At 64.3% G+C, this 23,145-nt stretch carries 22 protein-coding genes and 2 tRNA genes; 13 read left to right on the plus strand and 11 right to left on the minus strand.

Going from position 1 to position 23,145, the window contains the following annotated elements:
* Positions 1-164: 164 nt before the first annotated feature.
* The 3 genes from ACQ4W4_RS05415 to ACQ4W4_RS05425 all read right to left on the minus strand — a co-directional run bounded on the left by ACQ4W4_RS05415 (position 165) and on the right by ACQ4W4_RS05425 (position 3,858).
* Positions 165-2,576, minus strand: a complete 2,412-nt coding sequence (locus ACQ4W4_RS05415) for a catalase (protein WP_436541072.1) — start codon at positions 2,574-2,576, stop codon at positions 165-167.
* Positions 2,577-2,823: 247 nt separating this feature from the next.
* A complete protein-coding gene (locus ACQ4W4_RS05420) occupies positions 2,824-3,177 on the minus strand; it encodes an ElaB/YgaM/YqjD family protein (RefSeq protein WP_436541073.1) in 354 nt (117 codons plus the stop codon).
* A gap of 267 nt (positions 3,178-3,444) precedes the next feature.
* Positions 3,445-3,858 (minus strand): DoxX family protein, encoded by a 414-nt coding sequence (locus tag ACQ4W4_RS05425; RefSeq protein WP_436541074.1) that lies wholly within the window; start codon positions 3,856-3,858, stop codon positions 3,445-3,447.
* Positions 3,859-4,041: 183 nt separating this feature from the next.
* On the opposite strand from ACQ4W4_RS05425, the gene ACQ4W4_RS05430 reads away from it, so the two are divergent.
* The 3 genes from ACQ4W4_RS05430 to ACQ4W4_RS05440 all read left to right on the plus strand — a co-directional run bounded on the left by ACQ4W4_RS05430 (position 4,042) and on the right by ACQ4W4_RS05440 (position 6,573).
* Positions 4,042-5,019, plus strand: a complete 978-nt coding sequence (locus tag ACQ4W4_RS05430) for an alpha/beta fold hydrolase (RefSeq protein WP_436541075.1) — start codon at positions 4,042-4,044, stop codon at positions 5,017-5,019.
* 163 nt (positions 5,020-5,182) lie between these two features.
* Positions 5,183-5,917: a sensor histidine kinase gene (locus tag ACQ4W4_RS05435; RefSeq protein ID WP_436541076.1), complete on the plus strand. Its 735-nt coding sequence runs from the start codon at positions 5,183-5,185 to the stop codon at positions 5,915-5,917.
* 8 nt (positions 5,918-5,925) lie between these two features.
* Positions 5,926-6,573: a response regulator gene (locus ACQ4W4_RS05440; protein ID WP_436541077.1), complete on the plus strand. Its 648-nt coding sequence runs from the start codon at positions 5,926-5,928 to the stop codon at positions 6,571-6,573.
* A gap of 12 nt (positions 6,574-6,585) precedes the next feature.
* Here the strand turns inward: ACQ4W4_RS05440 and ACQ4W4_RS05445 are convergent, their stop codons facing one another.
* Together ACQ4W4_RS05445 and ACQ4W4_RS05450 are read right to left on the minus strand one after the other, a co-directional pair.
* The gene (locus tag ACQ4W4_RS05445) at positions 6,586-6,867 is read right to left on the minus strand and encodes a XapX domain-containing protein (protein ID WP_436541078.1); all 282 of its coding nucleotides are present in this window, start codon (positions 6,865-6,867) and stop codon (positions 6,586-6,588) included.
* A 73-nt stretch (positions 6,868-6,940) separates the two neighbouring features.
* Positions 6,941-7,627, minus strand: coding sequence for a hydrolase (locus tag ACQ4W4_RS05450; protein ID WP_436541079.1), 687 nt, complete (start codon positions 7,625-7,627; stop codon positions 6,941-6,943).
* A gap of 197 nt (positions 7,628-7,824) precedes the next feature.
* Between ACQ4W4_RS05450 and ACQ4W4_RS05455 the strand changes: the two genes are divergently transcribed.
* The gene (locus tag ACQ4W4_RS05455) at positions 7,825-8,457 is read left to right on the plus strand and encodes a response regulator (RefSeq protein ID WP_436541080.1); all 633 of its coding nucleotides are present in this window, start codon (positions 7,825-7,827) and stop codon (positions 8,455-8,457) included.
* On the opposite strand, the gene ACQ4W4_RS05460 is transcribed toward ACQ4W4_RS05455, so the two are convergent.
* Together ACQ4W4_RS05460 and ACQ4W4_RS05465 are read right to left on the minus strand one after the other, a co-directional pair.
* Positions 8,431-11,505 (minus strand): sensor histidine kinase, encoded by a 3,075-nt coding sequence (locus tag ACQ4W4_RS05460; RefSeq protein WP_436541081.1) that lies wholly within the window; start codon positions 11,503-11,505, stop codon positions 8,431-8,433. The two genes, ACQ4W4_RS05455 and ACQ4W4_RS05460, sit on opposite strands and share 27 nt — an antisense overlap.
* 8 nt (positions 11,506-11,513) lie before the next feature.
* Positions 11,514-12,212: a YoaK family protein gene (locus tag ACQ4W4_RS05465; protein ID WP_070287929.1), complete on the minus strand. Its 699-nt coding sequence runs from the start codon at positions 12,210-12,212 to the stop codon at positions 11,514-11,516.
* A 244-nt stretch (positions 12,213-12,456) separates the two neighbouring features.
* Between ACQ4W4_RS05465 and ACQ4W4_RS05470 the strand changes: the two genes are divergently transcribed.
* The 4 genes from ACQ4W4_RS05470 to ACQ4W4_RS05485 all read left to right on the plus strand — a co-directional run bounded on the left by ACQ4W4_RS05470 (position 12,457) and on the right by ACQ4W4_RS05485 (position 16,838).
* Positions 12,457-14,331 carry an amidohydrolase gene (locus ACQ4W4_RS05470; RefSeq protein WP_436541082.1) on the plus strand — a complete coding sequence of 625 codons (1,875 nt, stop codon included), beginning with the start codon at positions 12,457-12,459 and terminating at the stop codon, positions 14,329-14,331.
* A gap of 4 nt (positions 14,332-14,335) precedes the next feature.
* Positions 14,336-15,427 (plus strand): porin, encoded by a 1,092-nt coding sequence (locus ACQ4W4_RS05475; RefSeq protein ID WP_436541083.1) that lies wholly within the window; start codon positions 14,336-14,338, stop codon positions 15,425-15,427.
* Positions 15,428-15,510: 83 nt separating this feature from the next.
* Positions 15,511-16,338: an AraC family transcriptional regulator gene (locus ACQ4W4_RS05480; RefSeq protein ID WP_436541084.1), complete on the plus strand. Its 828-nt coding sequence runs from the start codon at positions 15,511-15,513 to the stop codon at positions 16,336-16,338.
* A gap of 77 nt (positions 16,339-16,415) precedes the next feature.
* Positions 16,416-16,838, plus strand: coding sequence for a cupin domain-containing protein (locus ACQ4W4_RS05485; protein ID WP_436541085.1), 423 nt, complete (start codon positions 16,416-16,418; stop codon positions 16,836-16,838).
* A 68-nt stretch (positions 16,839-16,906) separates the two neighbouring features.
* Here ACQ4W4_RS05485 and ACQ4W4_RS05490 read toward each other — a convergent pair.
* Positions 16,907-17,003, minus strand: a tRNA-Thr gene (locus ACQ4W4_RS05490).
* A 112-nt stretch (positions 17,004-17,115) separates the two neighbouring features.
* Here ACQ4W4_RS05490 and ACQ4W4_RS05495 point away from each other — a divergent pair.
* From ACQ4W4_RS05495 to ACQ4W4_RS05515, 5 genes are all read left to right on the plus strand, one after another.
* A complete protein-coding gene (locus tag ACQ4W4_RS05495; protein ID WP_436541086.1) occupies positions 17,116-18,423 on the plus strand; it encodes a tyrosine-type recombinase/integrase in 1,308 nt (435 codons plus the stop codon).
* Positions 18,424-18,538: 115 nt separating this feature from the next.
* Positions 18,539-19,129 (plus strand): hypothetical protein, encoded by a 591-nt coding sequence (locus tag ACQ4W4_RS05500; protein WP_436541087.1) that lies wholly within the window; start codon positions 18,539-18,541, stop codon positions 19,127-19,129.
* 98 nt (positions 19,130-19,227) lie between these two features.
* Positions 19,228-19,437 (plus strand): DNA-binding protein, encoded by a 210-nt coding sequence (locus ACQ4W4_RS05505; RefSeq protein WP_436541088.1) that lies wholly within the window; start codon positions 19,228-19,230, stop codon positions 19,435-19,437.
* Positions 19,437-19,796 carry a hypothetical protein gene (locus ACQ4W4_RS05510; protein WP_436541089.1) on the plus strand — a complete coding sequence of 120 codons (360 nt, stop codon included), beginning with the start codon at positions 19,437-19,439 and terminating at the stop codon, positions 19,794-19,796. The genes ACQ4W4_RS05505 and ACQ4W4_RS05510 overlap by 1 nt, the downstream gene beginning before the upstream one ends.
* A 97-nt stretch (positions 19,797-19,893) precedes the next feature.
* Complete coding sequence (locus tag ACQ4W4_RS05515; protein WP_436541090.1) at positions 19,894-21,153, plus strand: plasmid recombination protein; 1,260 nt, start codon at positions 19,894-19,896, stop codon at positions 21,151-21,153.
* Positions 21,154-21,496: 343 nt separating this feature from the next.
* Here the strand turns inward: ACQ4W4_RS05515 and ACQ4W4_RS05520 are convergent, their stop codons facing one another.
* The 3 genes from ACQ4W4_RS05520 to ACQ4W4_RS05530 all read right to left on the minus strand — a co-directional run bounded on the left by ACQ4W4_RS05520 (position 21,497) and on the right by ACQ4W4_RS05530 (position 23,074).
* Entirely contained in the window at positions 21,497-21,739 is a 243-nt protein-coding gene (locus tag ACQ4W4_RS05520) for a hypothetical protein (RefSeq protein ID WP_436541091.1), read from the minus strand.
* Between the two features lie 141 nt (positions 21,740-21,880).
* Positions 21,881-21,956 (minus strand) — tRNA-Thr (locus ACQ4W4_RS05525).
* Positions 21,957-22,072: 116 nt separating this feature from the next.
* Positions 22,073-23,074, minus strand: a complete 1,002-nt coding sequence (locus ACQ4W4_RS05530) for a class 1 fructose-bisphosphatase (protein ID WP_034747152.1) — start codon at positions 23,072-23,074, stop codon at positions 22,073-22,075.
* Positions 23,075-23,145: the final 71 nt, after the last annotated feature.

Raw genomic sequence — 23,145 nt, forward strand, 5'->3', positions numbered from 1 at the left:
GAAGCCGTTCTTTGCTGCAGTTATAAAAATAGTTGCAAATGAACAGTTCTAATCAGCAGCATATCATCGCAGGACGTTTTTCTTGTTTACATTGTTGCGCACTGTTGCGCACGGTTACGTCAGCGGGGCAAGCCAGGCCTGCCCCGCTGACGCTCAAGCGGGCATCACACGCGGGGCGGATCCGTTTCGCGCGCAAACGCCCGGTGCGCGGCCAGCGCCTTTTTAAAGGCCGCCACGCCTTTCACCACGTCACCCGCCGGCACGACGATGATGGCGGGGTCCGGTTTGCCGTCGGGCAGGGTCACCGGCACGCCGGCCTTGTCCAGCAAGCCCTTGCCCGCGCCGATGGCCAGCATCGGCTTGCAGTGGCGATATTGCAGGCGCAGGAAGTCGAGCGCGTTGGCGTCGCCGCCCAGCTGCTGCACGGCGCCCTGGCCATCGGGCAGCACGACGGCGTCGAACAGCACGGACGGTCCCGTCTCGAGCGAGATTTCCACGTCGAGCGGCACGCCGCCGCTGGTGTCGACTTTCCCCAGATGGCTGCCCACCAGGCGCGGCACGGCGCCCTCGGCCAGCAGCGAAGCATAGATATTGCGCACCTGCGCGCCGTCACTGCCCGGCCCCACGAGGATGGCCACGCGCAGCGTATGGATGCCCGTCTTGCCGGGGCGGAAAAAGAGCGATAGGGCCGGCGACGGCGGATACGCAGGGATCGGCAGCATGGACACGGGCGGCATCACGGGCGGCAGCGCCAGGCCCAGCGCATCGGCCAGACGCTGCGCCAGGATCTCGTCGACATTGCGCAGCATGGCGACGATGCGCTTGCGGATGGCCACCGTCTGCACCTTGCTCAGTTCAAAGCGGAAGGCATGCACGATATGGTCTTGCTCGACCGGCGTCTGGCTGATCCAGAACAAACGCGCCTGGCCGAAGTGCTCGGCGAATTTCTCCGGCTTGCCGCGCACCTTGTCGCCTTCGGTTGACGCTGGAAAGCTGTTGAAACCCTTCGCGCCCGCCTGGAACGGGCAGCCGCCCGCCAGCGAATTGGGTTCGTAAGCGACCCGGCCCCTGTTGATGGCCTGCCGGTGGATGCCGTCGCGCTGGTTGTTGTGCAGCGGCGCCAGCGGGGAGTTGATGGGGATTTCATGGAAGTTGGCGCCGCCCAGGCGCGTGAGCTGCGTATCGACATACGAGTGGATACGCCCCTGCAGCAGCGGGTCGTTGGAAAAATCGATGCCGGGCACGATGTGCGCCGTGCAGAACGCCACCTGCTCCGTCTCCGCAAAAAAATTGTCGGGATTGCGGTTCAAGACCATCTTGCCGACGGGGACAAGCGGCACCAGTTCTTCGGGGATCAGCTTGGTGGGGTCGAGCACGTCGAAGGGGAACGCTTCGGCCTGCGCTTCCGTGAAGACCTGGAAAGACAGCTCGTATTCGGGATACTCGCCGCACTCGATGGCTTCCCACAGGTCGCGCCGGTGGAAATCGGAGTCGGCGCCGCTGATCTTGACGGCTTCGTCCCACACGAGCGAATGCGTGCCGGCCATCGGCGACCAGTGGAATTTGCAGAACACGGACTGTCCCTTGGCATTCACGAGACGGAAAGTATGCACGCCGAAGCCCTGCATCATGCGGAAACTGCGCGGGATGGCGCGGTCGGACATGGCCCACATCAGCATGTGCGTGATTTCCGGCGACAGCGAAGCGAAGTCCCAGAAGGTGTCGTGCGCGCTGGCCGCCTGCGGCATGCCATTGTGCGGCTCGGGCTTGACAGCGTGCACCAGGTCAGGGAACTTCATCGCATCCTGGATGAAGAAGACGGGGATGTTGTTGCCGACCAGGTCCCAGTTGCCCTCGTCCGTATAAAACTTCACGGCAAAGCCGCGCACGTCGCGCGCCGTGTCGGTCGAGCCGCGCTCGCCGGCCACCGTGGAAAAGCGCACGAAGACGGGCGTGCGCTTGCCCGCCTTGGCGAACGGCGCGGCGCGCGTCAGCTTGCTTTGTTCCTTGTAGCATTCGAAATAGCCGTGGGCGGCGGAGCCGCGCGCATGCACGACGCGCTCGGGAATGCGCTCATGGTCGAAATGCGTGAGCTTTTCACGCAGGATGAAATCTTCCATCAGGGTGGGGCCGCGCAAGCCCGCCTTCAGCGAGTTCTGGTTGTCGCCCACGGGCACACCCTGGTTGGTGGTCAACACGCAGCCGCTGTCGTCGCTGCGGGCGCCATCGAGCGAGGCGTTGCGCGCATTCTCGCCCAGCGCGGGCTGGCCATCGCCCGTCTTCGGCGACGGTAGCGTTTCGCCCGTGGTGCTGGCCGTGGCCAGCGGTTCGCCGGCTGCCACATGCACGCCTTCGATCGGCGTGCGCGCCGCCTCGCCATACTGGCCATCTTCCTTGGGATTGTCGGCCATGGCGGCGGACAGCTGCTGGCTGGCGGCCGTCTTTTGCAGCAGCGCGCGGGTCACGTCATTGTCCGCGCCCAGGCTGTGCGGCGCATTGCTGTCGGATGGGCCGGACATGCTGCTCAATACGGAACCGGCACCGTCCGTGGACGGCGTTTTCTTGGTGGTAGCCATTACATCTCCTGTGAGTAGTCTGCCCCGGGAAGTAACGCTACAACTCCCTCATTCAGCGCACGAACAGGGCAATCAAAATAATGATGGGAATAGGTATGCCAATCAACCACAACAAAATGGAGCGCATCATCACTCTCCTTTACTGCCTGCTACTAGCTACTACCTTGTGCGCATGGGCGCTGCGTCCTCCGCCATGACGGCGAAGGGAACAACGCCCACGACAAATACTTTCAGGAAGGCGTAAAACTTATTTACGCGAACCCAGCAATTTCGACAGGCCATAGCCGGCCGCTGCGGCAATCAGCAGGGACATGGCCGGGCGCTCGCGCACGTAATCGCGGCCCGTCTCGCCGGCGCGCTGGCAGGCGACGCCCAGTTCCTTGCCGCGCGCCATCAGGCGTTCCGATGCCTTGCTGACGGTGTCGCTGACTTGCTCGATGCGCTGGCCCACCTGGTCCACGCTGTCATGCGCGCGCGTGGCGACCTTGTCGGCCAGAGGCTGTGCCTGGCTAGCCACCTTGTCGATGGTGCGGTGCAAATCCTGGCGGGTATCCTGGGCGGTGCCGTTGATCTCGGAGCTGGTTTTTTCAATCGCGTTCATGATGGTTTCCTTCAAAGGTGAATAAATCAACCATGCTCGATGCCGTGACCGAATCATGATTCTCCTCGCTTCTGGGAATGTAGAAGCGGCTAAACGCTGCCGGGCTGAGCCATATCAAACTTTGGATCAGCAGCAAGCTGTTGGCACTACCTTAACCGCGCCCGCCGCGCGCCACCGTGCGCTGCCACACCTTGAAGCACAGACTTAAATTCCTGATGGAAATAACAATCCCCGCCAGCCGGGTGGCGCGGGCGGGGATCATGTGAGTTAGCCGCGCAACCGCGCATCGAGCGAATAGCGTCCCGCACCACCGATGGCGATGGTGCCGAAGACGATGATCAGCAGCCAGCCGAACTGGCCGTCGGCGATGCTCCAGTCCGGATGCACGAGCAGCATCGACACGCCCAGCAGGAACAGCAGTGGCAGGCAGGCCAAGCGCGTCAGCAGGCCGGCGGCGACCAGCAGCGGGCAGAGGATTTCCGCGAACAGGGCGCAGTACAGGGTGACGGCGCGGCCCAGGCGCAGCGGGTCGTCGATGTGCGCCAGTTCCTCGGAAAAATGCAGCAGCTTGGGCAAGCCGTGCACGTGCAGCACCAGCAGCGCGCCCGCCACGCGCGCAAACAGCAGGCCGGCATCGGGTAAAAAGGGGCCGGCCAGCGCCGCCATCCAGTTTTTCTTCATGTTCGCTCCATTGAAAAGCCAGGCGGCGCGGCGCGCCGCCGCCAGCCATCATAGGCAGGCGGCAGAACCGGCGCGACTGGTCTTTTGGCAGAGGCGCCGGCGCGCGCGAAGGCCTAGACTGGCCGGTGCCATCACTGGTCCAGGCCGCAAGCGGCCCCTCCCCCATCCCCGAAGGAAAGCATCATGTCGAAGAAAATCGAAGCCGAAGAAGTCAACTCCCGCCGCAAGCTGCTCGTCAGCGTCGCCGGCGTCGCCGCCGGCGCGGGCCTCTTGGCCGCCGGCGGCGCCAGCGCCGCCGCCAAGCCTGCCACCGCTGCCGCCGCGCCGGGCAAGCTCACCGTCAACAGCATCACCGTCAAGGACGGCACCGTCATCCATTTCAAGGACTGGGGCACGGGCACGCCCGTCGTCTTCAGCCACGGCTGGCCATTGCAGGGCGACGCCTGGGAAGACCAGATGATGTTCCTAGCCAGCCACGGCTACCGCGTGATCGCGCATGACCGCCGCGGCCACGGCCTGTCGAGCCAGCCATGGCAGGGCAATGACATGGATACCTACGCTGACGACCTGGCCACCCTGCTCGACGCGCTCGACATCAAGGGCGCGACCCTGGTCGGCCATTCGACGGGCGGCGGCGAAGTGGCGCGCTACATCGGCCGCCATGGCGAAAAGCGCGTGGCCAAGGCCGTGCTGGTGGGCGCCGTGCCGCCGCAGATGGTCAAGTCGGACACCAATCCGGGCGGCTTGCCGATGTCCGTCTTCGACGGCATCCGCACCGGCGTGCTGGCCGACCGCTCGCAATTCTTCAAGGACCTGACCGTGCCGTTCTTCGGCGCCAACCGTCCCGGCAACAAGGTGTCGCAAGGCATGCGCGACACATTCTGGCTGCAGGGCATGCAGTGCGGCATCAAGAACGCCTACGATTGCATCAAGCAGTTTTCCGAGACGGACTTCACGGCCGACCTGAAGAAAATCTCCGTGCCGACCCTGGTGGTGCATGGCGGCGACGACCAGATCGTGCCGATCGACGCTTCCGGCAAGGCCGCGGCCAAGCTCATCAAGAACGCCAAGCTGATCATCTATGAAGGTGCGCCGCACGGCTTGCCGGCCACCCACAAGGACCGCCTGAACGAAGACTTGCTGGCCTTTATCAAGTCCTGATCTGCTCTTCGCTCCCGCGCCGCCGGTCCGCCCGGCGGTGTTTACCGCCCCTGCCTTGCAAAAAAACCGTCCGCCTCCCCCATTCGTATAAGTGCCCTGGCAACAATGCCATGCATACTTGTTGCAATGCGGCATACGCCGCGACAGCGACAGGAGCACGGCGATGGCCAGCATGCATTATTTCCCTCAGCAGCAAGACCCCGCCCTGGCGCAGGCGCAGCGCATGGGCGGCATGGGCGAATTTGCCGCATCGGTCGCGCACGAGGTGCGCCAGCCGCTGGCGGCCATCGCGCTCAATGCCGATGCCGCCTTGCGCTGGCTCGACCACGATCCGCCCCGCCTCGATGAAGCGCGCGCGGCGCTGGCCCTGGTCGCCAGCGCCGGCAGCCATGCCAGCGCCGTGCTGCGCAGCGTGCATGGCCTGGCCTGCCATGCGCCGGGCAGCCATGCTCAGTTTGTCGCCAACGACGCCGTGCAGGAGCTGCTGCCGCTGCTGCGCGCGCCACTGCAGCGCCACGCCATCGACCTGCAAACGCGGCTGGCGCCGGGCCGCCCGCTGCTGGAGGCCGATCCGGTGCAATTCCGGCAAGTCCTCCTGAACCTGCTGATGAATGCCATCGAGGCCCTGCAGGGCACCTGCGGCCGGCCGCGCACGGTGCTGCTGTCCTCGCGCCTGGAGGGGGGCGTGCAGCATTTCCGCGTCGCCGACAATGGCGCCGGCATCGCGCCGCAGGCGGCCGGGCGCCTGTACCACGCCCTGTATTCCAGCAAGCCGGACGGCATGGGCATGGGCCTGGCCATCTGCCGCCGCATCCTCGACGCGCACGGCGGCCGTCTGTGGCATGCGCCCGGCGCGCCGCACGGCACAGTCTTCCACTTCACCCTGCCAGCACCATGAATACCACCATGCACACGCCCCGCGACGACGACGCGCCGCCTGTCTCGCTGCTGATCGCCGACGACCACCCGCTGATCCTGGCCGGCCTGACCTCGCTGATCGCCTCGCTGCCGGGCTTGCGCCTGCTGGGCCAGGCCGGCACGGGCCGCGCCGCCGTGGAGCTGTACCGGCAGCTGCGGCCCGACGTGGTGCTGATGGATTTGAACATGCCGGAAATGCATGGCGTCGAGGCGATCGAGCGCATCTGCGCGGACGACGCGCAAGCGAAGATCGTCATCCTCACCACCTACCAGGGCGAGGACAGCGTGCACCGTGCCCTGCGCGCCGGCGCGCGCGGCTACCTGCTGAAGGATTCCGGCTTCCTGCAACTGACGCAGTGCATCGGCCAGGTGGCCGCCGGCAGGCACTACCTGCCGCCGGAACTGGCGGCGCAGCAGGCCGGACGCATCGAGGCGAACCGCCTGTCGAAACGCGAACACGACATCCTGCTGCACCTGTCAGCGGGCATGAGCAACAAGATGATCGCGCGCAGCGCCGGCATCGAGGTGGGCACCGTCAAATTTCACGTGAATAATATTTTGACCAAGCTCAACGTCTCAAGCCGCACCGAGGCGGCCACGGTGGCCGCCCGGCGCGGCTTGCTGGGAGCGTTCTAGCTGCCGGGAATATCAGGCGGCGCCGTCATCCTTCTGCTGCGGCGCGGCCTTGGCCAGCGTTGGCTTCGCTTCCACGCCGCTGATCTTCGGCACGCATTCGCTGCGCAGCCACGACACCGTGATGGCTTCGCCCGCCATCAGGCGCTTGACGCTGGGGACGATCTGTTCGCCGATCAGCATGCCCAGCAAGCCGATCAGGGCTATCGCGGGCGGCGCCGGCGAGCGCACCTGCAAGACGGCGTAGATGATGCCGACCAGCAAGCCCACGGCCAGCGAAATCACATATAACTTCATGGCGCATTCCTTTCGATGAAAAAAAACGCCGCGCGCGGTCAGGCGCGCGGCGCATGGCACAGCCGCGCGAGGTTTACTTGGCCGGCACCGGCGCCAGGGTGGCGTGTTCGCCATGGATGCGCTGCGGCGCCTTGTGCACCATCGTGTAGGCGTAGTCGACGCCCATGCCGTAGGCGCCCGAATGTTCGCGCACGATGGCCATGACGGCGTCATAGCTTGCCTTGTGGGCCCAGTCGCGCTGCCATTCCAGCAGCACCTGCTGCCACGTCACGGGCACCACGCCGGCCTGGATCATGCGCTGCATGGCGTAGTCGTGCGCTTCCTTCGAAGTGCCGCCCGAGGCGTCGGCCACCATGTAGATCTCGTAATCGCCTTCGAGCATCGCGCACAGGGCGAAGCTGTTGTTGCACACTTCCGTCCACAGGCCCGAGACGACGACTTTTTTCTTGCCGTTGGCGGCCAGCGCATCGCGCACCTTCTGGTCATCCCACGAATTCATCGAGCTGCGCTCGAGGATATCCTTGCCGGGGAAAACGTCGAGCAGTTCCGGATAGGTGTGGCCGGAGAAGCTTTCCGTTTCGACGGTGGTGATGATGGTGGGGATGTTGAACACCTTGGCGGCCTTGGCCAGGCCCACGGTATTGTTTTTCAGCGCTTGGCGGTCCATCGACTGCACGCCGAAGGCCATTTGCGGCTGCTGGTCGATGAAGATGATCTGGCAATTGTCGGGGGTAAGGACTTCCAGTTTCGGATTGGTCATGATGTCATCCATGAAGAAAGGGTTGAGTGGGTACTGCCGTGCATCGTATGCCTGGCGGCGCGCCCGCGCCACTATCTAAATATAGGTTCCCCCGGGCAATCCCCCCCTGCAGGGTGGCGAGCGCTGCGGTAAAATACCTTTTGCTCACCCTGTTCCGACGACTCTTGATCGATCACTCCTCTTTGCCAGGCAACATCATGCGCAGCGATACGGCACCGATACGCGTCCTCATCGCCGACGACCATCAATTGCTGCTCGACGGCATCGCGGCCCTGCTGCGCGCCTTTCCCGGCGTGGCGCTGGTGGGCCAGGCCACCGATGGCCAGCAGGCGGTGCAGCAATTTGACGCGCTGCAGCCCGATGTCACGCTGATGGATTTGCAGATGCCGCACATGAGCGGCCTGGACGCCATCGGCGCCATCCGCGCGCGCCATCCGCAGGCGCGCATCATCGTGCTGACCACTTACAAGGGCGACACGCAGGTGCTGCGCGCCATCCGCGCGGGCGCCTGCGGCTATGTGCTGAAAAGCGCGCTGCGCCACGAATTGCTGGCGGCGATACAGAACGTGCACGCGGGGCGGCGCCACATCACGCCCGAGATCGAGGCGGAGCTGGCCCTGTATGCCTGCAGCGACGTGCTGTCGAACCGCGAACTGGACGTGCTCAAGCAGGTCGCGCAAGGCAATTCCAACCGCGAAACGGGCGCCCTGCTGCAGATCAAGGAAGAAACCGTCAAGGCGCACATGAGCACCATCCTGGCCAAGCTGGGCGCCAGGGACCGCACCCACGCCGTCACCATCGCGCTACGGCGCGGCATCCTCGACGCCTGAGCGGCGCCAGCGCTGCCACCAGCGGCGCAGCGGGCCGTGCTCCGCCGGCCAGGCGCGGCGCGCCGGCACCCGCAGGCGCCACTGCGTGCCGCCCCCGTCGCGCCCGTCCACCGACAGGCGCGCACCGAGCCTGGCGGCGCGCTCGCGCATGCCGGGCATGCCCCAGTGTCCGGGAATCTGTCCGTTCGCCGCCACCACCGGCGGCAAGCCCTGGCCATCGTCGCGCACGGCCAGTTCGATGCCGCCGCGCGCATAGCACACCGTCACCTCGACCACCTGTGCACGCGCATGCTGGAAGGCATTGCGCAGCGCTTCGCTGGCGATGCGGTAGATTTCATGCGCGGCGCGCGCATGCAGCGGGCGCGCCTCGCCTTCCTGCGCATAGCGGAACACGATGCCGTGCTGCGCCGCCAGCCGCTCGCCTTCGCGTTGCAGGATGGCGCTCCAGCGCGCGCCGGCATCGTCGCCGGCGCGCAAGTCGTGCACATGGTCGCGCCCCTCGCCCAGCATGCGGTCGGCGTCGTCGAGCGCGCGCAGCATGGCGGCGCGCGCGGGATCATCCTCGGCGATGGCCATGCTGGCATTGTGAAAGTGCAGGATCATCGCCTGCGTGCCCTGCAGCAGGGTATCGTGCAGCTCGCGCGCGATGCGTTCGCGCTCGGCCTGCTGCGCCTCCATCCGCACCCGCAGGCGCGCGGCGTGCTGGCGCAGCCGCCAGCGGCAGGCGCCGTACGCGGCGGCCAGCAGCAGCGCCGCGCACAGGCTGCGGAACCACCAGGTCTGGTGGAAGGCGGGCTGCACGCGGAACGGCAGTTGCGCCACCGCGCTGGCCACGCCGTCGCCATTGGCCGCGATGACTTCGAAGCGGTAGCTGCCCGGACCCAGGCCCGTGTACTGCGCCAGGCGCCGGCCGCCCGCCTGCTGCCACTGCGTATCGTAGCCGTCGAGCCGGTAGCGGAACTGCAAACGCTCCGGCGTGCCCAGACTGGCGGCGTTGTAATGGAATTGCACGTCGCGCGTGCCGGCCGCCAGCTGCAGGCCGGCGCTTGCGGGCGAATCGACGCGGCGGCCGTCTGCCAGCAGCGCGCCGATTTCCACGCGTGGCGCCGGCAAGGGAGCAAGCGCCTGGCGTGGATCGATCCAGAACGTCGCGCTCTGGCGCGAAAACCAGATCTTGCCATCGTCCGCTTCGGCCACCGAGCGGTTGTGCAGCATGCCGATGCTGCCGTTCAAGCCATCGACGGCGTCGTACGAGGTGGCGCGCATGGCATGGGCGGCGTCGCGCAGCGCCAGGTCCACTTCCTCGGCGGGAACGTGCGCGGCGCCGCTGCCGTGATTGAGCCACAGGCTGCCGTCGCGCGCGCGCAGCAGGCCCACCACGCCCTCGGTGGCGCTGGCCGGCTCGCTGCGCAGGGTGACGAAGCGGCCGCCGCGCCACAGCGCCACGCCACGCTGCCCGCCCGCCCACACCTGCCCATGGTATTCGATCAGCATGGGAATCTTGCCCAGGTCCAGGCCCTGCGCGGGACCGAAGGTGTGCAGCCGCCCCCGTTCCAGCATGGCGACGCTGCCATCGGCATACGATAGCCACAGGCGCCCGGCCGCGTCGGCCAGCAGCGCCAGCGGCACTTTCGCGCCGCCATCGGGCAGCAGCGGTTCGCGCCGCCAGGCCCCGTCGCGGTACTGGAAAACGCCGGCGCCGCTGAACACGCCCCAGATGCTGCCATCGGGCGCGAGCACGCCGGCGCGCATGCGCTTGACCGCGGCCGCGCCGGATGGATAGGCGATCGTGCGCAGTACGCGCCCATCCTCGCCGGCCAGCTGCTGCAGGCCGGCGCGGGCCGCCACCCACAGGCCGCCCGGCACTTCCAGGATGGCGCTGATGGGGCCCAGGCGCGGCGCGCGCAGCACCGTGCCGTCGGCCCGCGCCAGCAGCAGCGGCCCCAGGACGTCATCGCGCGACAGCCACATCGCGCCTGCCGGCCCGGCCAGCATTTCCTGGGTACGGAACACTTCGGCCACGCCGGGCGTGGCACGCGTGCGCAGGACCACAGGCGCGGCCTGGCGGAAACGGTCCAGGCCGCCGTACGTGGCAACCCATACATTGCCTTCATTGTCGTCGCACATGGAGCCGATGAGGACATTGCTCAAGCCATCGCGCGGCAGGAACGATTCCGTGTCGCTGCTGATGCCCAGCTGCCCCGGCGCCAGCGCGCCGCCGCTGCGCGTGCGGTGCAAGCCGTACTGGCTGTCGAACCACAAGGTGCCGGCGCGATCGACCAGCATGCTGCCGCTGGTGCCGCTGGTATCGCGGTAAATCCACCGATGATCGAGCTGCTCGTAGCGTTCCAGCGACTCGATGATGCGGATGCCGCGCATCTCCAGCAAATAAATACGGCCGTCGGGTCCCTGCTGCGGCGGCGCGCGCAGGTCAAGCCGGCCGATGGGCGGCGCGAAGCGCGACTGCGTCGCCTGCCACATGAACAGGCCGTTCTCACTGAACACGGCGATGCGGCCATCGCGGTCGGCAAACACGGCGGACGCCTTTTGCGCCGTGTAGCCCTGCGCCGGTCCCATCGCCTGCCAGCGCCGGCCATCGAAGCGCGAGATGCCGGACACGCCGGCCGCCCACACGGCGCCGTCGCCGCCGATGGCAAAGCCCCAGATGGCGCCCGCCTGCACGCCCTGCGGCTCGGCGTAATTGCGCACCACGCCATCCTTGACGTGGCTGATGCCGCCCACTTGCCAGCCTATCCACATGCCGCCGTCGGCGGCGCGCTTGAGCGCCAGCGCCACCGTGTCGGGAAAGCTGCCCTGGCGCGCGCGCACGGGTTCGAAGCGCAAGCCGTCGAAACGGCGCACGCCCGCATGCGTGCCCAGCCACAGGAAACCGTCATGGCCCTGTGTCATGACGATGATATCGTCGGGCGCGCCGTCGCTGGCCGTCCAGCGCGTGTGCTGCAGCTGATGGATGCCACGTGCGGCATCGATGGCCAGCCCGCAAGGACTGGCCAGCATGAACATCAGCCACAGCAGGAAGGCGCGCATGGCGGCTGTCAGGACACTGGCACGGCGGTCCGTCCGCTACGCTGCTCCACCACGATCAGGCCGCCCAGCAGCACCAGCGGCACGGCCAGCGCCGCGAAACCGAAGACCAGGTAGCCAAAGCCGGCAGCGATGGCGCCCAGCGCAAAGGCCAGCAGCGGCCAGAAGAACTTGCCGCAGCGCGCGCGCGTGCCCCCATCGGCCGCGCCGCGCAGCACGTCGACGGTGTCGAGCACGATCTGCGTCACGTTCCCCGTCATCATGGAGGTCGGCGCCAGATGCGCCAGCAGCAGACGGCTGGTGGCGCTGTGCACGCCCATGGCGGCCGTGCCCAGCAAGCCGGCGAGCATCGCCAGCGTGCCCACTTCCTTGCCGACCGGCTCGGCCAGCACGCCGAACACCATGAAACCGGCCAGCAAGATCCATTGCAGCAGGAAGGCCAGCGTCAGCGCCGGACCGCCGCGGCGCTCGATGGCCAGCACCATCAGGCGCGTGACGACGATGCCAGCGATAAAGGCGGGAAAGGCGAGGATTTTCAGCAGGATGGGGATGCGCGTCGGTTCGGCCAGCGCGGCGCCGATCAGCACGAAGTTGCCCGTGACATGGGCGGTAAACAGGCCGAACAGGGCGATAAAGCCCAGCGTATCGACATACCCGGCCAAAAAACCCAGGCTGGTGCCGTATAAACGGCTGTGTGGTGCTTGATCCATGAGGACTCCCTGCGATGCGGTAAACCGCGATAAAAAATGCATCCGGACGCATGCCCAGCCGCTACTGCCGGCATGGTAATCCATGTCGCGCGCCGCCGCACCCGCCCTTAGACCAGTCGGCGCGCTGCCATACCTGCGATACCTGATCTTTTGGCCAGTGTCCGCTCCCGGCCCCTGGGCTACACTGACCGCAGATCCTGGCCGCGCCCCGGCCTCCCCCGCATTGCCACCATGGAGCTGCATCATGACCGAACCGTCCCTTTCCTCCGCCGCGCCGCTGATACTGATCAACGGCTGCTTCCACACCGTCGACAAGTCGTGCCCGCAGGCGAGCGCCGTGGCCATCGCCGACGGCAAATTCCTCGCCGTCGGCGATCTTGAAGACGTCATGCGCCACCGCGCGCCGGACAGCCGCGTGATCGACCTGGGCGGCCGCACCGTCATTCCCGGCCTGAACGACTCGCATCTGCACCTGATCCGTGGCGGCTTGAACTACAACCTGGAACTGCGCTGGGAAGGCGTGCCCTCGCTGGCCGACGCCCTGCGCATGCTCAAGGAGCAGGCGCTGCGCACGCCGAACCCGCAATGGGTGCGCGTGGTCGGCGGCTGGAACGAATTCCAGTTCGCGGAAAAGCGCATGCCGACCCTCGACGAAATCAACGCCGCCGCGCCCGACACCCCCGTCTTCATCCTGCACCTGTACGACCGCGCCCTGCTCAACCGCGCCGCATTGCGCGTGGTCGGCTACGACAAAAATACGCCGAACCCGCCGGGCGGCGAGATCGTGCGCGACGCGGCCGGCAACCCGACGGGCATGCTGATCGCGCGGCCGAACGCGATGATACTGTATGCGACCCTGGCCAAGGGCCCGACCTTGCCGCGCGAACTGCAAGTCAATTCCACGCGCCAGTTCATGCGCGAACTCAACCGCCTGGGGCTGACCAGCGCCATCGATGCGGGCGGCGGCTTCCAGAATTATCCGGAAGACTACGCGGTGGTCGAGGAACTGGCGCAAAAAGAGCAGCTGACCATCCGCATCGCCTACAACCTGTTCACGCAAAACAAGGGCCGCGAACTGGAGGATTTTGAAAAATGGACGGAGATGGTCACGCCGGGCCAGGGCGACGATTACTACCGCCATAACGGCGCCGGCGAAATGCTGGTGTTTTCCGCAGCCGACTTCGAGGATTTCCTCGAGCCGCGCCCGGACCTGGCGCCCGGCATGGACGACGAACTGGAAAAGGTCGTGCGCCACCTGGTCTCCAAGCGCTGGCCGTTCCGCCTGCACGCCACCTATGACGAATCGATCGACCGCATGCTGACGGTCTTTGAAAAGGTCAACCGCGATATCCCGTTCGACGGTCTGCACTGGATGTTCGACCATTGCGAAACCATCACGCCGCGTAACATCGACCGGGTCAAGGCGCTGGGCGGCGGCATCGCCATCCAGCACCGCATGGCCTTCCAGGGCGAATACTTTGTCGACCGCTACGGCGCGGAAGCGGCCAAGGCCACGCCGCCGATCGCGCGCATGCTTGCCTCGGGCGTGCCGGTGGGTGGCGGCACCGACGCCACCCGGGTCGCCAGCTACAACCCGTGGACGGCGCTGTACTGGCTGGTCTCTGGCCGCACCGTGGGCGGCTTGCGCCTGTACGACGCGGGCAGCCGTTTGTCGCGCGACACGGCGCTGGAACTGTGGACGGCGGGCAGCGCCTGGTTCTCCAGCGAGCAAGGCAAGAAGGGCCGCATCCAGGAAGGCATGCTGGCCGACCTGGCCGTGCTGAGCGCGGACTTTTTCAGCATCGCTGAAGAGGCCATCAAGTCGATCGAATCGGTGCTCACCATCGTCGGAGGCAAGATCGTCTACGGCCAGGCGGAATTTAGCAATCTGGCGCCGCCTCCCATCCCGGTATTGCCGGACTGGTCGCCCGTGAAAAACGTGGCCGGCCACTACCGCGCCGCGCCGCCGCAAAAGAGCAGCGTCATACAACAGCACCAGTGCCAGGGCGCCTGCGGCGTGCACGCCCACGCCCACGACGTGGCGCGCAAGAGTTCCGTGCCCGTCTCCAGCCATTCCGGCTTCTGGGGCGCGCTGGGGTGCAGCTGCTTTGCGTTCTGAGACCATGCTGACGCGATTGCCTTTGCTGGCGGCCGGCGCGCTGGCGCTGGCGGCAGCCCTGCCCGCCGCGGCACAACAGAATGTGCAGCTGTACGGCCGCCTGAATGTGGCGCTCGAAGCGCTGCACTCGTCAGGCAGCGGCGACAGCGTGCAGCGCGTCTCCAACAACCGCTCGGTGCTCGGCTTTCGCGGCAGCGAAGACCTGGGCGGCTGGCAGGCGCTGTTCCAGGTCGAGGGCACCTTGGCACCCGACACGGGCGCGGGGTCCATCGCCGCGCGCGACACGCGCGTCGGCATTGCCGGCCCGTGGGGCACCCTTTTTGGCGGGAACTGGACCCTGCCCTACAACAGCGCCACCTCCGCGCTCGACCCGTTCTACCCCACCACGGCCGGCTACATGAGCCTGATGGGCAACGGCGCCGGCGCCAGCGAAAGCAATACCAGCAACACGTATTCCTTCGACCGGCGCCAGCAGAACAGCGTGCATTACTGGACGCCGCAGTGGCAGGGCTGGTCGCTGCGCGTGGCGCGCGGCATGGGGGAAGAGCGGCCCGCCAGCGGCGCGCATCCGGCGCTGACTTCGGCCGCATTGATCTACGACGGCGGCGCCCTGTACGCCACCCTGGCGCAGGAGGACCATCACGACTACCAGGGACGGGGACTGACCGACCGTGGCAGCAAGCTGGCCCTCGCGTGGCGCCTCGACAGCGCCACGCAGCTGGCGGTGGCGCTGGAAAGCCTGCGTTATGCGACGCCCACGGGCGAACTGCGCCGCCGCACGGTGTATGTCTCCGCCACGCGCCAGTCCGGCCGCCATGGCTTGCGTTTCAGCCTGGCGCATGCCCAAAGCGCCAGCGGCGGCGCGCTGGAAACCATCGGCACGCTGCGCGCAGGAGCCGGTACGGGCGCCACCCACGCCACCGCCGGCTACGACTACCAGCTGTCGAAACGCAGCAGCCTGTATGCCTACTACACGCGCCTGGCCAACGGCCGCCACGGCATCGCCGACTTTGCCATCAACAGCCTGGGACGCGACGCAGCAACTAAGGGCGCCACCATGTCGGGCGTGGCGCTGGGAATCCGGCACAATTTCTGATTCACGGTTTTCGTGGACAGCCCCGCGCGCGGCGGGTACAGTCAGCAATCGGCAACCAGGGCGGGCATCCACGGACAAACATCATGAAGCGAGCATCAGCGCCGGCGCGCAGCGACTGGGTCAAGTGCGCCGAACCGGTACAAGGAGTCGAACGCATCGAGGCGTGGTTCAAGGGCAAAGCCTATGCCATGCACCGCCACGACACTTACGCCATCGGCCGCACGCTGGCGGGCGTGCAGCGTTTCAGCTACCGCCGCGGGCAGCGCGACAGCCTGCCCGGCAATACCATGATCCTGCATCCCGACGAGGCGCACGACGGCCAGGCGGGTACCGACGCCGGCTTCCGCTACCGCATGCTGTATATCGAACCGGCGCTGTTCCAGGATGTGCTGGGCGGACGCGCGCTGCCCTTCATCGAAGGCGGCGTGTCGACCGATCCCCGCCTAGCGGCCGCCACCTCCGCCTTGCTGCCGCACGACGGCCACCCGCTCGAAGCGCTGGAACAGAGCGATGCGCTGGCCGAGCTGGCGCATGCGCTGGCGGCGGCGGCCGGCACGCCGGCTCGGCGCTTGCGAGGCGACTTCCTGGCGGCGCGCCGTGCGCGCGACTACCTGCAGGCGCACTGCACGCAGGCCGTCACCCTGGCGGAACTTGAAGCGGCAACGGGACGCGACCGCTGGAGCCTGTCGCACGACTTTCGCGTGTTCTATGGCACCAGCCCGTACCGCTATCTGACGATGCGGCGCCTGGAAATGGTGCGGCGCCTGCTGCTGGCAGGCAGCACGCTCGCCTCGGCCGCCATGGCTGCGGGCTTTGCCGACCAGAGCCACATGACGCGGCATTTCCTGAAGACCCATGGACTGACGCCTGGCCGCTGGCTGCGCTACGCCGGCGGTAGCATCAAGAGCTGAAAACACCCACGATCGTTCAATACGGCCGGCAAGCGCCTGCGTATTCTGGCTGCATCGCCACTTGAACGGAGCACAGCATGTCCACCACCACCATCACTACCATCACCACGCGCGGCCAGGGCCAAGCCATCGACCTGGCGGGCAAGGTCGCCCTGATTGACGGGCACTGGCAGCCGCGCGTCATCGCCGAAATGAATGACTACCAATTCAAGGTCGTCAAGGTACTGGGCGAATTCCAGTGGCACCGGCACGCCGATACGGATGAAACCTTCATCGTGCTGGACGGCGAATTGCGCATCGCCCTGCGCGGCCCTGGTTACGCGGAAGGACACGCCATCGTGCTGACTGCCGGCCAGATGGCCGTGGTGCCCAAGGGTATCGAACATAAACCGTGCGCCCTGGCCGAAACCAGGCTGCTGCTGATCGAGCCGCGCGGCGTGGTCAACACGGGCGACGGCGAGGCTGGCGAGCGCACGGTGGAGAACGATCAGTGGATCTGAAGCAGGAAAGATAACAGTAACAAAAAACCCGCTGACTTTTGCAAGTCAGCGGGCTTTCTGATGAAACCTGGTGCCGTTGGCCGGAATCGAACTGGCGACCTTCACATTACGAATGTGAAAAATATGCAATTTGTGGGCATTGATTGAGATTCTTATTTTTCACAAATACATTAAAAATCAATATCTTACATTACCAATACCGAGCCTTTGCATTCAGCCATATTGATTGATATACTCCAATCCGGGTTACACAGCGGTTACATTGGAGTGGTCAACGATGGCAAAAGTAAAATTCACGGCTGGCCGGATTGACAGCTATAAATGCGAGGATGGCAAGAATCAATCCTTCCTGTGGGACGCCGCAGCGCCCGGCCTGGGGCTTCGTGCGACCGCCAACGGTGCCAAGTCCTACATGTTTCAAGCAAAGCTGAACGGGCAGGCAATTCGTGTAACCATCGGCGCTCCCGGCACATGGACCATTCCAGAAGCGCAAGCCGAAGCGCGCCGCTTGAAAGTGATTACCGACAATGGCAAAGACCCGCGCATACAGAAGGCCGAAATACAAGCCGACCAAGCGGCAAAGCGTGCGGTAAGCCGCCAAGTCGCGACGCCAGCGATAGACGCATGGGAAGCCTATTTGAAGGCACGCACGCCACGCTGGAGCGCCCGCAGCTTGCTGGAGCATGAGCGACTAAACGATGCCGGGGGCAAGAACAAAACACGGGGCCGCAAGAAAGGCGAAAGCGATACGACATTGCCCGGCGTGTTGCGCCCGTTGCTGGCGCTGCCACTCAAACAGATTGACGCCGACCGTGTACGGCAATGGCTACAGGACGAAGTCCGACGCCCTACGGTTGCCATGAGCGCCTTTGTACGCTTGCGCGCCTTCCTGAACTGGTGCGCAACCCGGCCAGAATACAAGCACCAAGCCCATGCAGACGCCTGCGCGACCCGCACGGCAAGGGACGAATTGCCCAAGCCATCAGTGAAAGATGATTGCTTGCAGCGCGAACAGTTGCTGCTGTGGTTCGACGCCGTGCGCAAGGTATCCAATCCCGTTATCAGTGCTTACCTGCAATCGCTGCTCATAACTGGCGCACGGCGCGAAGAACTGGCCGAACTGCAATGGGACGACGTGGATTTTCAATGGGGCGCACTGTCCATACGCGACAAGGTGGAAGGAAGCCGCACGATTCCGCTGCCGCCTTATGTGGCGCACCTGCTGGCCGCCCTGCCCCGCCGCAATCAATGGGTTTTCAGTAGCCCGACCGCCGAGAGTGGCCGCATCCAGGAGCCGCGCACGGCGCATAACAAGGCGCTCGACGTTGCCGCCCTGCCACACCTGACAATTCACGGCTTGCGCCGCTCCTTTGGCACGTTGTCCGAGTGGGTGGAATGCCCGGCTGGCGTGGTGGCGCAAATCATGGGCCACAAGCCGAGTGCCATCGCTGAAAAGCATTACATACGCCGCCCGCTGGACCTGCTGCGCATGTGGCACGTCAAGATTGAAGCGTGGATGCTGGAGCAGGCCGCTATCGACTTCGTACCAGTTACGCCGGGCCTGCGCGTGGTGGCCGCCGCCTGACGGTATCTGACAACAGTTCAAAGCGCCAGGCTATCCCGACGGGGAGAAAAGCGGAAACCTTCACCGCCTGCTTGGTGCCCCGTTTTATGAAGGCTGACACCTGAAGGGGTGCACGATGAACCAGAATTTCATAAGTCTGCTGGATGCTGCTAAAAGCTTGGCGGGGAGCAACGCTGCGGAGGTGGAAATGTGGCTGGCGCTGCTGACCGAGGGCGCGCAAGAAGGACGGCTATCATGTGTGAAAAGTTGGACTGAACACCGAAGCACATTGCCCGGTGGCATTTCATTCATCCGGCCACCTGGTGAATGGAGGGTGTTGCGTACAACGCTGAAAACGTGGATGGAAGCCGAGAAAGTACTAGACGGAACGCCACCAACTGGGGCGCGGCCTGAATTTCCTACTGCGCAAGGAGCAATCAAGTCGGTGACGCCTGCTGCCGTGCTGCCAGAACAAACAGACGACGCAGTGCTATCCAGGCGAGAAATGCAAATACGCGCAATAGAAGCCGCCGCTGCTGCGCAAGGTTACGATGTGGTGAGCATTCCAACCGGAGGAAAGACGATTCTAAGGAATCAATGCCGAGAATCAAATCGAGTATTGTTCGGGGGCGGTTCTGACCCGTTTAATGATGCGTGGAAGGTGGCGATTACCTCTAGTCCTCCACGGCTACGAATGGCTGACCACAATAAATTTTCGGGAAAGTAGGGCGAAAATACCCCACAACCCTACTCTTGCGGCCCCACTAGCACCCCAGTTTCCAATGAATCATCTTCAACACGCAGCGATGCGACAAGGTGATTCAAATGCAAACTACTCAAAACTTCCTCCCGCTCGACCAAGAAAACCGCAGCCATGTTGACACTTCATGCGCTGCCTTCCACCTGACCCGCAAGGCGCAAACGCTGCGCGCCTGGGCCTGCCTTGAAAATGGGCCGCTGCGCCCGATTCGCATCATGGGCCGGTTGGCATGGCCCGTGGCTGATATTCGCCGCCTGCTGGACGGGGGGCTGTAATGAAAAAGGCCCAACTCCCACTGATAGCAGAATTGGACCTTGGCGACACCGAGGATTCTACAGCAAAGGCCGTTCGCAAATTCACCGGCACGGATAACCCGCGACACCTGCGCGTGATTCAGTCGGCAATGATTCGCTCAAGGAAGCGCGAGGAAATCGACCGCATTGCGGGCGCATCAAACGGGCCTGAGCTTATCGCTGAATTGCGCCGCCGTGGCCTGCGCTTTCACTGTCAACTGACGCCGGGAATAGACCGCGATGGCTACCTAATCAAGTTTGGCATCTATGAACTTGACGATGACGACCGCCGCGCCGTCAATGTTTGGTTGCGCAATCGCGATGCCGGGGCCAAGTTGTGAGGCGCGCCCTCTTCCGACTGGCGCGCATCGTCGCCACCGTGCCCACTGATGCTGTGATGCTAGCCGCAATGCTGGCGCTGACGGCTTGGGGGAGCGTATGACATACGCCCAATTCCTGCGCATCAAGAAGCTAACAGGCAAGGCCATTATCGAGGTGGCCGCACGTCACAACTGCCGCGAGATACTGGCCGAACTTGGAGCCGCGTCAGGTGGCCGCATTGACCCGGCGCGAGTTGGCTTGAATCGCGTCTTACGTGGACATGGAACAGCCGCAGCGGTGGCAAGTGAGGCGCAAGCGTTGATGGATGCTGCCGGAATCAAGGCGACGCGCAAGGATGCCGTGAGAGCGCTTGAAATCATTTTCAGCTTGCCGCCTGATTCGCCCATCGACCACGACCGTTTTTTTAATGAGTCGGTCCAGTGGGCGGGCCAATACTTCGCCGCGCCAGTTATCAGCGCCATCGTTCACAACGACGAAGCCGCGCCACATTGCCATATCCTGCTGCTGCCGCTGGTTGATGGCCGGATGGTTGGCAGCGACTTGATGGGAGGCCGCGCCAAACTGCAAGCCATGCAAGCCGACTTTTACGCACAGATAGGGCAACGGTACGGACTGGCCCGCCAAACGGCACAGAAGCGCCCCAGCGCTGCGACACGGAAGCAAGCGATAGATTCCGCGTTTGATGTGCTGGAAGCGAATAGCGGGATTTCTGCTGCCGTGCTGCTGGCGCTGCTGACACCACACCTGGGCAATCCTGCACCGCTGCTGCTGGCATTGGGTTTGACCATGCCGACACCGGTAATCGTCAAGGGCGAGTTCGTCAAGATGATGACGAAGCCATGCAAGCCGGAAAAACCTATAGGGTTCGGCAAGAAGAAGCCTATAGGGTTCGATAGTTCCGCAGCGCCCGAAAATGAGCAAACCCTATCCTGTGTAGGGTTCGCCAAATTATCACCATCATTTCCACCGTCAAACGAGCCGCAGCCAGCTATCACCGGGGCCACGATAATGAGCGCCACCATGATGATGGAGCAGGCCGACGACGACAGCCAAGCAGCGCCAGCCGACAGCACGGGGCATTTACCGGAAGCGGCAGATATGCCACCGTCCACCGTCGCACCGTCACTTACTGAAACGCATGTGACAGCATCCGCGCCACAGCCGACCGACACCGAAGGAGATTATCAGCGTGAGCGTGATGACGAGCGGCCAGCCGGTCAATGGTCCGAAGCACTGGGAGAGTTCATCACGCCGACCGTCAAGGCATCCTGCAAACGCGCCGTCATCGCTTCAGTCCGCAGCACATTGGAAGCAAGGGGCTGGAATGGCGACAAGTCTAGTGCAGTGCGATGCTGACCATATGCCGCGAAAACTAAACAATTAACCGAAGGAGCTAGACAACATGAACACCACAAACGCCGAACGCCTGCATGCCTATAAAACGAGGATGAAGGAGGCCGGATTTAAGCGCCTGTCCGTCTATGTGCATCCTGACCTGGCGGCTTTCTTGGAGCAAGAACGGAGGGCCAACGAGTGCGGAGGAAGGGCTTTGGAGCGTCTGTTACTGGGAGAGGCAAGGAAGCGACCGCCGACCCGATAGAGGGAAATAACGGACCAGACGCGCACAGAGGCGCGCGCGATGGTGGAAATGCTGCTGGTTTCGCGCGCATGCGCGATGGCGGAACGTCAGCGTTAAGACTTACTCTTTCACTATCGCCGCAGAAATGCCTTGTGCAACCAGCATGGCACCAAACATCGCCATCCAGATGATGCCTGCGCCAATTACAAATGCCTTTACGGGGCTACACCGAATCCACCCAAATTCGAGAGCATAACCAAAGAGCACCGCAGCAATAAATCCGACGATGCTCCCACACGACGCCACATAATTTGCGCCGGCTTCAAACCATCTCATTCTTGCCTGCGTATCTAGTTTTTCCATAGCATTCCTTGTGGCAAACGGTCGGAGAAAGAATTTCGAGAGTTGGGTTACACAGCGGTTACACGGCATCGCCATGCAGCTCACAAAACGAAAAGGGCTACAAGCCGAAGCGTGTAACCCTTTGATTTAACTGCGAATACTTGGTGCCGTTGGCCGGAATCGAACTGGCGACCTTCACATTACGAATGTGCTGCTCTACCAACTGAGCTACAACGGCGAAGACCCACATTCTACAAACAATGCACAAAATTTGCTAGTGTCAACGCGAATTTTTTTGCATTTTTTTAGCGGCCCGGCTACGGGCCGCCAAAAATCGTGGAAAAGTGCGGCTTTTTACTCCGCGTGGTAGGCCGTCACGCGGGCCACTTCGTCTTTCGAGCCGAGGAAGACGGGCACGCGCTGGTGCAGCTTGTGCGGGGCGATGTCCATGATGCGCTGCTGGCCGTCGGTGGCCGCGCCGCCGGCTTGCTCGACGATGAAGGCCATCGGGTTCGCTTCGTACATCAGGCGCAGCTTGCCCGGCATCGAGGTGTCGCGCAGGTCGGCCGGATACATGAAGATGCCGCCGCGGTTCAGGATGCGGTGCACGTCGGCCACCATCGAGGCGATCCAGCGCATGTTGAAGTTGGTGCCGCGCGGGCCCGTGTCGCCGGCCAGCAGTTCGTCGACATAGCGTTTCACGGGCGGATGCCAGTGGCGCGCGTTCGACATGTTGATGGCGAATTCCTTCGTCGTCGGCGGAATCTGCATATTGCTTTGCGTGAGGACCCACGAACCCATCTCGCGGTCCAGGGTGAAGCAGTTCACGCCATTGCCGAAGGTCAGTACCAGCATGGTTTGCGGGCCGTACACGGCGTAGCCGGCCGCCACTTGCTTGCTGCCCGCCTGCATGAAATCCTGCTCGGTCGGCTGCCCCATGCCGTCCGGCGCCTTCAGCACCGAGAAGATGGTGCCGATGGAGACGTTGACGTCGATGTTCGACGAGCCATCGAGCGGATCGAACAACAGCATGTATTCGCCCTTCGGATAGCGGTTCGGGATCGGGTGGATCGATTCCATCTCTTCCGACGCCATGGCCGCCAGGTGGCCGCCCCATTCGTTCGCTTCCAGCAAAATCTCGTTGGAGATGATGTCGAGTTTTTTCTGTACTTCACCCTGTACGTTTTCCGTGTCGGCCGTGCCCAGCACTTCGCCGAGGGCGCCCTTGCCGACAGCGTGGCTGATGGTCTTGCAGGCGCGCGCGACGACTTCGATCAGCAGGCGCAGTTCGGCCGGAATGCTGTTGTTCGAGCGCTGCTCTTCAACCAGGTATTGCGTAAGACTGATGCGTTTCATGAATTCCCTTTGTTGGTTATGTCGTTATTTTAAATGTCGCGTGCGGTGATTGTCGGCTTACGCGCCGCTGG

The sequence above is a fragment of the Janthinobacterium glycogeni genome (assembly GCF_051380725.1).
GTDB lineage: Bacteria > Pseudomonadota > Gammaproteobacteria > Burkholderiales > Burkholderiaceae_D > Janthinobacterium.

Coding starts and splice junctions, on each gene's coding strand:
- ACQ4W4_RS05415 (WP_436541072.1), bottom strand. CDS start 2,576: ATGGCTACCACCAAGAAAACGCCGTCCACGGACGGTGCCGGTTCCGTA.
- ACQ4W4_RS05480 (WP_436541084.1), top strand. CDS start 15,511: ATGAAGCGAGCATCAGCGCCGGCGCGCAGCGACTGGGTCAAGTGCGCC.
- ACQ4W4_RS05420 (WP_436541073.1), bottom strand. CDS start 3,177: ATGAACGCGATTGAAAAAACCAGCTCCGAGATCAACGGCACCGCCCAG.
- ACQ4W4_RS05475 (WP_436541083.1), top strand. CDS start 14,336: ATGCTGACGCGATTGCCTTTGCTGGCGGCCGGCGCGCTGGCGCTGGCG.
- ACQ4W4_RS05450 (WP_436541079.1), bottom strand. CDS start 7,627: ATGACCAATCCGAAACTGGAAGTCCTTACCCCCGACAATTGCCAGATC.
- ACQ4W4_RS05485 (WP_436541085.1), top strand. CDS start 16,416: ATGTCCACCACCACCATCACTACCATCACCACGCGCGGCCAGGGCCAA.
- ACQ4W4_RS05505 (WP_436541088.1), top strand. CDS start 19,228: ATGCAAACTACTCAAAACTTCCTCCCGCTCGACCAAGAAAACCGCAGC.
- ACQ4W4_RS05445 (WP_436541078.1), bottom strand. CDS start 6,867: ATGAAGTTATATGTGATTTCGCTGGCCGTGGGCTTGCTGGTCGGCATC.
- ACQ4W4_RS05500 (WP_436541087.1), top strand. CDS start 18,539: ATGAACCAGAATTTCATAAGTCTGCTGGATGCTGCTAAAAGCTTGGCG.
- ACQ4W4_RS05430 (WP_436541075.1), top strand. CDS start 4,042: ATGTCGAAGAAAATCGAAGCCGAAGAAGTCAACTCCCGCCGCAAGCTG.
- ACQ4W4_RS05465 (WP_070287929.1), bottom strand. CDS start 12,212: ATGGATCAAGCACCACACAGCCGTTTATACGGCACCAGCCTGGGTTTT.
- ACQ4W4_RS05460 (WP_436541081.1), bottom strand. CDS start 11,505: ATGCGCGCCTTCCTGCTGTGGCTGATGTTCATGCTGGCCAGTCCTTGC.
- ACQ4W4_RS05455 (WP_436541080.1), top strand. CDS start 7,825: ATGCGCAGCGATACGGCACCGATACGCGTCCTCATCGCCGACGACCAT.
- ACQ4W4_RS05435 (WP_436541076.1), top strand. CDS start 5,183: ATGGCCAGCATGCATTATTTCCCTCAGCAGCAAGACCCCGCCCTGGCG.
- ACQ4W4_RS05520 (WP_436541091.1), bottom strand. CDS start 21,739: ATGGAAAAACTAGATACGCAGGCAAGAATGAGATGGTTTGAAGCCGGC.
- ACQ4W4_RS05510 (WP_436541089.1), top strand. CDS start 19,437: ATGAAAAAGGCCCAACTCCCACTGATAGCAGAATTGGACCTTGGCGAC.
- ACQ4W4_RS05515 (WP_436541090.1), top strand. CDS start 19,894: ATGACATACGCCCAATTCCTGCGCATCAAGAAGCTAACAGGCAAGGCC.
- ACQ4W4_RS05440 (WP_436541077.1), top strand. CDS start 5,926: ATGCACACGCCCCGCGACGACGACGCGCCGCCTGTCTCGCTGCTGATC.
- ACQ4W4_RS05470 (WP_436541082.1), top strand. CDS start 12,457: ATGACCGAACCGTCCCTTTCCTCCGCCGCGCCGCTGATACTGATCAAC.
- ACQ4W4_RS05425 (WP_436541074.1), bottom strand. CDS start 3,858: ATGAAGAAAAACTGGATGGCGGCGCTGGCCGGCCCCTTTTTACCCGAT.
- ACQ4W4_RS05530 (WP_034747152.1), bottom strand. CDS start 23,074: ATGAAACGCATCAGTCTTACGCAATACCTGGTTGAAGAGCAGCGCTCG.
- ACQ4W4_RS05495 (WP_436541086.1), top strand. CDS start 17,116: ATGGCAAAAGTAAAATTCACGGCTGGCCGGATTGACAGCTATAAATGC.